The sequence below is a fragment of the Streptomyces sp. NPDC002104 genome (assembly GCF_053593795.1).
The window spans coordinates 59343-67167 of the sequence record NZ_JBSFDF010000044.1; the positions used below are offsets into that span (position 1 = coordinate 59343).

Sequence of the window (7825 nt, forward strand, 5' to 3'; positions counted from 1 at the left end):
GGATCAGTCCCGCTCGCACACGAAGATCGCCGTACCGGGGATGAGGTTGCCGCGCAGCGGGGACCAGCCGCCCCACTCCTGGCTGTTCCACGCGGGCCATTCCGGCTCGACCAGGTCGAGGAGGCGGAAGCCGCCCGCGACCACGTCCCGTACCCGGTCGCCGAGGGTGCGGTGGTGCTCCACGTACACGGCGCGGCCCTGCTCGTCCTGCTCGACGTACGGGGTGCGGTCGAAGTAGGAGGCGGCCACGGACAGCCCCTCGGGGCCCGGCTCGTCGGGGAAGGCCCAGCGGATGGGATGGGTGACGGAGAAGACCCAGCGCCCGCCGGGGCGCAGGACCCGGCGCACCTCGCGCATCACGTTGACGGGGTCGGCGACGAAGGGAACGGCCCCGTAGGCGGAGCAGGCGAGGTCGAAGGAGGCGTCGCGGAAGGGCAGGCGCCCGGCGTCGGCCTCGACCAGGGGGACGTCCTCGCCGATGCGCAGGGCGTGCTGGAGCTGGCGGTGGGAGAGGTCCAGGGCGACGGGACGGGCGCCCTGGGCGGCCAGCCAGCGCGAGCACTGGGCGGCGCCGGCGCCGATCTCCAGGACGTCCTTGCCCTTGAGGGAGGCGGCGGGGCCGAGCAGGGCGGCCTCCGCCTCGTCCAGGCCCTCGGGGCCCCAGACGAAGCGGTCGTCACCGAGGAACGCTCCGTGCTCGCTCTGGTACTCGTCGGCGTTGCGGTCCCACCAGCCCCGGCTGGCCCGGCTGCTCTCCGCTTCCCCGGCGTCACGCCGCGTGGCCTCGGAATCGTCGTCGGCGGGGGATCCGGCTTCGTACGCCTCTTCGGGGGCGCGGTCCTCTTGGTTCATGGGGCCCGTCGTCGTAGTCTGCGAATGTCTGCGGAAAGCGGGCTGGAAGGGCCATCGGCGCCTGCCCGCCCGCCAATTGTGCCGGTTGTGCGGTGATCCGCCCGGGGTGTGCGCCTTCGCGCATTGACCCTGTCCGGCTGCCCCCGTATGCTACAAGTTGCGCTGCGAGCCTGTGCTCCTCAGACCTAGCAGGCTGCGCTTGTATCTGTTGATGTCCCCTCGGTTTTCGAGGCCCCCACCCCGCACTTCGCGGAACTGGGGCTTCCTTGGCTGTCCGGCTTCTTCGGCAGATGCCGATAAGGGCTCCCGGCGTAGCAGTACCTACGACTTTCTGTCCGTAACCGGAGCCCTTACCCACATGACGAGCAGCACCGAGACCACCGCCACCACCCCGCAGGTTGCGGTCAACGACATCGGTGACGAGGCCGCGTTCCTCGCCGCGATCGACGAGACGATCAAGTACTTCAACGACGGCGACATCGTCGACGGCGTCATCGTGAAGGTCGACCGTGACGAGGTTCTCCTCGACATCGGTTACAAGACCGAGGGCGTCATCCCGAGCCGCGAGCTCTCGATCAAGCACGATGTCGACCCGAACGAGGTCGTCAAGGTCGGCGACGAGATCGAGGCCCTTGTTCTCCAGAAGGAGGACAAGGAAGGCCGTCTGATCCTGTCCAAGAAGCGTGCGCAGTACGAGCGCGCCTGGGGCACGATCGAGAAGATCAAGGAAGAAGACGGCATCGTCACCGGTACCGTCATCGAGGTCGTCAAGGGTGGGCTCATCCTCGACATCGGCCTCCGTGGCTTCCTGCCGGCCTCCCTCGTCGAGATGCGTCGCGTCCGCGACCTCCAGCCCTACGTGGGCAAGGAGCTCGAGGCGAAGATCATCGAGCTGGACAAGAACCGCAACAACGTGGTCCTGTCCCGCCGCGCCTGGCTCGAGCAGACCCAGTCCGAGGTTCGCCAGACGTTCCTCACCACCCTGCAGAAGGGTCAGGTCCGCTCCGGCGTCGTTTCCTCGATCGTCAACTTCGGTGCCTTCGTGGACCTGGGCGGCGTCGACGGTCTCGTCCACGTCTCCGAGCTGTCCTGGAAGCACATCGACCACCCGTCCGAGGTTGTCGAGGTCGGCCAGGAAGTCACCGTCGAGGTCCTCGACGTCGACATGGACCGCGAGCGCGTCTCCCTGTCGCTGAAGGCGACGCAGGAAGACCCGTGGCAGCAGTTCGCCCGGACGCACCAGATCGGTCAGGTCGTCCCGGGTAAGGTCACCAAGCTGGTTCCGTTCGGTGCGTTCGTCCGCGTGGACGAGGGCATCGAGGGTCTGGTCCACATCTCCGAGCTGGCCGAGCGCCACGTGGAGATCCCGGAGCAGGTCGTCCAGGTCAACGACGAGATCTTCGTCAAGGTCATCGACATCGACCTCGAGCGTCGCCGGATCTCGCTGTCCCTGAAGCAGGCCAACGAGTCCTTCGGTGCCGACCCGGCGTCGGTCGAGTTCGACCCGACCCTGTACGGCATGGCCGCGTCGTACGACGACCAGGGCAACTACATCTACCCCGAGGGCTTCGACCCCGAGACCAACGACTGGCTCGAGGGCTTCGACAAGCAGCGCGAAGCCTGGGAGGGCCAGTACGCCGAGGCGCAGCAGCGCTTCGAGCAGCACCAGGCCCAGGTCATCAAGAGCCGCGAGGCCGACGAGGCCGCCGCTGCCGAGGGTGCGGCCGCTCCGGCCGCGGGCAGCAGCAGCAGCGCCGGTGCGGGCATCTCGGGTGGTTCGTACTCCTCCGAGGGTGCGGACGAGACCTCTGGCGCCCTGGCGTCCGACGAGGCCCTCGCCGCGCTCCGCGAGAAGCTGGCCGGCGGCCAGAGCTGATCGCAGCAGCACGGCGCGAGCCGAGCTGATCTTCACCGGTAAGGCCCGTCCCCTTCGGGGGGCGGGCCTTACCGCGTTGCGGGGCGGAGCCGCATGCCGCGGGGCGGAGCCGCACGTTCTGTGAACGCCGCGCCAACTGGGGAATGGTCACGGCACCTTGGACGTTCTTGCCAGAGAACGCGGCGGAGGAGGAGTGGTGGCGGTGCTTGATCCACAGGGTTTGTACGAATGGGACGCCAAGGGCCTGGCGGTGGCCGACCTGGCGCTCGCCCAGGACTCGGCCGGGCTGGTCATGCTCTACCACTTCGAGGGGTACATAGACGCGGGCGAGACCGGCGAGCAGATCGTCGAGCGGCTGCTCGACACGCTGCCCCACCAGGTCGTGGCCCGGTTCGACGCGGACCGCCTGGTGGACTACCGGGCACGCCGTCCGCTGCTGACCTTCCAGCGCGACCACTGGACGGAGTTCGAGGAGCCCCTGCTGGAGGTGCGCCTCGTCCAGGACGCCACGGGCGCGCCCTTCCTGCTGCTGTCCGGCCCCGAGCCGGACGTGGAGTGGGAACGCTTCGCCGTCGCCGTCCGGCAGATCGTCGAGCGCCTGGGCGTGCGGCTCTCCGTCAACTTCCACGGCATCCCCATGGGCGTCCCGCACACCCGGCCCGTCGGGATCACCCCGCACGGCAACCGGACCGACCTCATGCCGGGACACCGCAGCCCCTTCGACGAGGCCCAGGTCCCCGGCAGCGCCGAGTCGCTGGTCGAGTTCCGCCTCGGCCAGGCCGGGCACGACGTGCTGGGCGTCGCCGCCCACGTACCGCACTACGTGGCGCGCTCCCCGTACCCCGACGCCGCGCTGACCGCCCTGGAGGCGATCACCGCTGCCACGGGGCTGGTGCTGCCCTCGGTCGCGCACGCGCTGCGCACCGAGGCGCACCGCACGCAGACGGAGATCGACCGGCAGATCCGGGAGGGCGACGAGGAGCTGGTCAGCCTCGTGCAGGGGCTGGAGCACCAGTACGACGCGGCGGCCGGCGCCGAGACCCGGGGCAACATGATCGCGGAGCCCGCGGAGATTCCGTCGGCGGACGAGATCGGCCTCGAATTCGAGCGGTTCCTGGCGGAGCGCGAGGGCGAGGGCTGAGATCCCCTCCGCGCTCGGGGGGCTGTACGGATCCCAGGGCGCGGGGGTTAGTCTGCCGGGCATGTTGAAAGTTGGTCTGACAGGCGGAATCGGCGCCGGCAAGAGCGAGGTCTCGCGGCTGCTGGCGGGGTACGGGGCGGTCGTCGTGGACGCCGACCGGATCGCGCGGGAGGTCGTGGAGCCGGGCACGCCCGGGCTCGCGGCGGTGGTGGCCGCCTTCGGGGAGTCCGTGCTGACTCCGCAGGGCGGGCTGGACCGGCCGAAGCTGGGGTCGATCGTGTTCGCGGACCCCGCGAAGCTGCGGATCCTCAACGGGATCGTGCACCCGCTGGTCGGGGCCCGGTCCGCCGAGCTGGAGGCCGCCGCGGGGCCCGACGCGATCGTGGTGCACGACGTACCGCTCCTCGCGGAGAACGGCCTCGCCCCGCTGTACGACCTGGTCGTCGTCGTGGACGCGGCGCCCGCCACGCAGCTGTCCCGGCTCACGGCGCTGCGCGGCATGGCGGAGTCCGAAGCCCGTGCCCGGATGGCCGCGCAGGCCACCCGGGAACAGCGGCTGGCCGTCGCCACGCTCGTGATCGACAACGACGGGCCGCTGGAGGCGCTGGAGCCGCAGGTGCACAAGGTGTGGGAGGAGCTCGAGGAGCGACTCGGCCGAGGGGAACGCCGAGGGGAATAGCGTGCGCGGTGCGGGGCGTTGAACGCGGCTTCAGAGGGAAGGAAGAGATCGTGTCCGACACCACGCCGCAGCTCCCGCCGCCGCCCCGGTCCTCGTCGCCCGAGACGCACGTCATCGACTACCGGGCCGCCGAGCAGCTCCTCGCCGCGCGCGACCCGCGCGGTGCGGTGAAGCTCCTCGACTCGGTGATAGCCGCCCACCCGGAGAACACGGCGGCCCGGCTGCTGCGCGCCCGGGCCTTCTTCGCCGCCGCCCAATTGCGGCCGGCGGAGCTGGAGTTCGAGATCGTGCTGGAGCGGGAGCCGGACAACGCGTTCGCCCACTTCGCACTGGCCCGCACCCACGAGCGCGCCGGCCGGCCGGAGCAGGCCCGCAAGCACTTCCGCCTCGCGGCCGCCCTGGACCCGCAGCCGGACTACCTGGCGGCGGCCCGCTTCGAGAAGTAGCCCCGGCTGGCCGTCGGCCTGTCCGCCCTTCCGTCCGTCCGTCCGTCCGTCCGCCCGCTCAGCGCCGGGGCGGATCGTACGGCGGGATGTCGCGGCCCGGCTGGTAGTGCGGGCCCTGGCGGATGTGGCGGAGCACCACGGCCAGGTCCACGGCCGCGAGCACGGCGACGGCGGCGCAGGCCGCCGCCCATCCGGGCCGGGCGGCGAGCGCGAACGCCGCCGCCCCGGCACCGGACCAGACCAGCCCCCACAGGCTCAGCCAGAACCGCAGCCGCAGCGCGCTGCGGGCGGTCACCGGCTCGTTTCCGGTGCGCATGGCCATCGCCGCCTCTACGCCGTCGCCCTCGTCCCCCCGGCTTGCTCGTCCCTTCCCCTCCATGGTCCCACCGGAGGCGTGAGGGCGTGGGGCGTGAGGGCGTGGGGGCGAGGGGGTCAGCGCGTGACGGGTCAGGGGTTGAGCTTGTTCACGGCCTTGACGGTCGTCTTCTTGAAGGCCGGGACGGGCGCCTCGTTCAGATAGCCCATCTGCCCCCACTTCACGACCGTCACGGTGGAGCCGTCGCGCCCGATCCCGTACAGGTGGACGCCGGGCTCGGACTCCGGCATGGAGGTGTGCACCCCGTAGACGTGCGCGCCCTCCTCGACGCTGAGCTTCCCGTAGTCCTGCCAGGAGGCCGTGCCGCCGGGGGTCTTGCGCAGCCAGTCGGCGGCGCAGGCCGCCACCTTGCGCTCCAGGGCCGATGCGAGCTTGACGGCCGCGGCGCTGGAGGACGTCCGTACGGACACCTGGACCGCGCCCGTGTCGAACTCGGTGGAGAAGTCGCGGTACCAGCTCCCGGTGGTGGGCAGCACGCCCTCCACGCAGAACGGAGCGAACTCGGGCAGCCCCTTGGTGACCTTCCCGGCGTACCAGGGGGAGCCGGGGTGCGGGGGCAGGTCGGCGCCGGCCAGGAACCCGGGCGCGGTGGCGGCGGCCGAGGAGGTGGTGGAGGCGGCGAGGACGAGGGCGGTGGCGGCGGCCGCGGTGGCCGCGAGCGCGGCGGCGGTGCGGGCGGTGCGGGCTGTGCGTCGGAACATGGTCGGTTCTCCCCGTGAGGTCCTGATGGTGTGACGGTGGACGGTGCTCGTGGAGAAGGCTGTACCCGGCCCCGGGCCCGGGGCGACGGTTCGGGACCAACTCGGGACAATGGAACGGCCGTACGCGCCCTCAGCTGCGGGAACATCGTTGACATGGAACGGAATCCCGGGACGGGGAGATCGGCCGAGGCGCAGTCGTTCGCACGGTTGATGAGGGAACTGAAGGAGCGCGGCGGGCAGAGCTACGGGTCTCTCGCACGCGTCCTCCACACGAGTACGTCGACCCTGCACCGCTACTGCAGCGGTGAGGCGCTGCCCGCGGAGTTCGTGGTGGTCGACCGCTTCGCGCGGGCCTGCGGGGCGACGCCGGACGAGGCGGTGGCACTGCACCGGGCCTGGCTGCTGGCGGACGCGCGGCGGCGGGCGGCCACGGTGGCGGAGGAGGCGCCGGCGCCGGAACCGGAGGCGGCAACGCCGGTCCCGGTGCCGACCGCGGTACCGGTACCGGTCGCACGCCGGTCCGGGCGCCGCCTCCTGCTGGCCGGGGTGGCGGCGGCCGCGGTCGTGGCCCTCGCCGTCGGCGTCGGATGGCTTCCGCCCGCGGGCGCGGACCGCCGGGCACCGCAGGCCGGACCCGCGGTGGCTGCTCCGGGTACGGGCCCGGGTCCGGCGGGGGCGACGGGGAGCGGGACGGCGACCGGACCGACGGCATCGCAGGCCGGACCCGCGGCGACCCCGACGGACACCGGCCCGCAGGCGGGCCCGCAGTCGGGCGCGCCGACCGGAGCGACTCAAGCGCCGACGCGGCCGCCCGCGGCGACGGCCGGCCCCTCGCCCGCGGCGGCGCCCCTGCGGGCGGCCGTACGGTCGCACGTGTGGGCGGCGGGCTGCGACCACGCGTACCTCTCCGCGCAGGCACCCTCGGCGGTGCCCCCGCCACCGGTGGAGGCGGACGCGCCCGCGTGGGCGGCGGGCCGCGGGGCCGTGCACGCGGGGACGCAGATCGTGGAGGTGACCCTGCTGGGCACGGGTCCGGACCCGGTGATCCTGGAGGACCTGGAGGTACGGGTGGCCGGTCGACGGGCCCCACTGCGATGGAACGTCTACCAGATGTCGCAGGGCTGCGGGGGAGGCCTCACCCCGGCCGGGTTCACGGTCAACCTGGACGCGCCGCGCCCGCAGGCCCGGCCGGTGGCCGGGAACGACCAGGGGGACAAGATCGAGGCCCCCGCGTTCCCGTTCCGGGTCTCGGCCGCGGAACCGGCCGTCCTGCGGGTGGTGGCGAGCAGCACCGGATGCGACTGCGACTGGTACCTGGACCTCCGCTGGAGCGGCCCGAAGGGTTCCGGCACCCTCCGCCTGGACGAGGGCGGCCGCCCCTGGCGGATCTCCGCCGCCTCCTCGGACCGCCCCGTCTACGGCTACGCCCACGAGCAGGGCCGCTGGGGGCGCTGATCGGCGCCGCCAGGTTTGGCCACCGGGGGCCGCTGCGGCGGACTCCGTCCGGCGGTGGCGGGTCGGCGCGGCCGTCACGGCCCGGGGGCGGTGGGCGGGTGCGGCTGGGTGGGCCCTGCGGGGCTGGGTCCCCTACCCGCCCTTCGCCCGTTCCCCGGGCTGCGCCCGGACCCTTGCCGCGTGCGGCGCCGTTGCCGGGGGCCGCGCTGGGCTCCGGCCGCCAGGACCCCGGCCGCCGCATTCCGCTGGCGCGCACCACCTCCCCGTACGACGTGACCCAGGCGTTCCAGGACCTGAGC

Annotated in this window: 8 protein-coding genes; 5 read left to right on the forward strand and 3 right to left on the reverse strand. The window is 72.8% G+C overall.

The annotated features are described in order from the left end of the window. Positions 1–3: 3 nt before the first annotated feature. Positions 4–852 carry a class I SAM-dependent methyltransferase gene (locus ACWCP2_RS29230; RefSeq protein ID WP_450911560.1) on the reverse strand — a complete coding sequence of 283 codons (849 nt, stop codon included), beginning with the start codon at positions 850–852 and terminating at the stop codon, positions 4–6. A 358-nt stretch (positions 853–1210) separates the two neighbouring features. Between ACWCP2_RS29230 and rpsA the strand changes: the two genes are divergently transcribed. From rpsA to ACWCP2_RS29250, 4 genes are all read left to right on the forward strand, one after another. Then, complete coding sequence (gene rpsA, locus ACWCP2_RS29235; RefSeq protein WP_266876946.1) at positions 1211–2728, forward strand: 30S ribosomal protein S1; 1518 nt, start codon at positions 1211–1213, stop codon at positions 2726–2728. A 202-nt stretch (positions 2729–2930) separates the two neighbouring features. Then, positions 2931–3869: a PAC2 family protein gene (locus ACWCP2_RS29240; protein WP_250752979.1), complete on the forward strand. Its 939-nt coding sequence runs from the start codon at positions 2931–2933 to the stop codon at positions 3867–3869. Between the two features lie 61 nt (positions 3870–3930). After that, positions 3931–4548 carry a dephospho-CoA kinase gene (coaE, locus tag ACWCP2_RS29245; RefSeq protein ID WP_450911561.1) on the forward strand — a complete coding sequence of 206 codons (618 nt, stop codon included), beginning with the start codon at positions 3931–3933 and terminating at the stop codon, positions 4546–4548. A gap of 50 nt (positions 4549–4598) precedes the next feature. Next, the gene (locus ACWCP2_RS29250) at positions 4599–4994 is read left to right on the forward strand and encodes a tetratricopeptide repeat protein (RefSeq protein WP_266876942.1); all 396 of its coding nucleotides are present in this window, start codon (positions 4599–4601) and stop codon (positions 4992–4994) included. 58 nt (positions 4995–5052) lie between these two features. Here ACWCP2_RS29250 and ACWCP2_RS29255 read toward each other — a convergent pair whose 3' ends face one another. Both ACWCP2_RS29255 and ACWCP2_RS29260 read right to left on the reverse strand, forming a co-directional pair. Then, positions 5053–5310 carry a DUF6343 family protein gene (locus ACWCP2_RS29255; protein ID WP_450911562.1) on the reverse strand — a complete coding sequence of 86 codons (258 nt, stop codon included), beginning with the start codon at positions 5308–5310 and terminating at the stop codon, positions 5053–5055. Positions 5311–5441: 131 nt separating this feature from the next. After that, positions 5442–6071, reverse strand: coding sequence for a hypothetical protein (locus ACWCP2_RS29260; protein ID WP_450911563.1), 630 nt, complete (start codon positions 6069–6071; stop codon positions 5442–5444). A 210-nt stretch (positions 6072–6281) separates the two neighbouring features. Here ACWCP2_RS29260 and ACWCP2_RS29265 point away from each other — a divergent pair, with 210 nt between their 5' ends. After that, complete coding sequence (locus ACWCP2_RS29265) at positions 6282–7526, forward strand: helix-turn-helix domain-containing protein (protein ID WP_450911564.1); 1245 nt, start codon at positions 6282–6284, stop codon at positions 7524–7526. The last annotated feature ends 299 nt before the right edge of the window (positions 7527–7825 follow it).

Coding starts and splice junctions, on each gene's coding strand:
- ACWCP2_RS29230 (WP_450911560.1), bottom strand. CDS start 852: ATGAACCAAGAGGACCGCGCCCCCGAAGAGGCGTACGAAGCCGGATCC.
- rpsA (WP_266876946.1), top strand. CDS start 1,211: ATGACGAGCAGCACCGAGACCACCGCCACCACCCCGCAGGTTGCGGTC.
- coaE (WP_450911561.1), top strand. CDS start 3,931: ATGTTGAAAGTTGGTCTGACAGGCGGAATCGGCGCCGGCAAGAGCGAG.
- ACWCP2_RS29255 (WP_450911562.1), bottom strand. CDS start 5,310: ATGCGCACCGGAAACGAGCCGGTGACCGCCCGCAGCGCGCTGCGGCTG.
- ACWCP2_RS29260 (WP_450911563.1), bottom strand. CDS start 6,071: ATGTTCCGACGCACAGCCCGCACCGCCCGCACCGCCGCCGCGCTCGCG.
- ACWCP2_RS29265 (WP_450911564.1), top strand. CDS start 6,282: ATGAGGGAACTGAAGGAGCGCGGCGGGCAGAGCTACGGGTCTCTCGCA.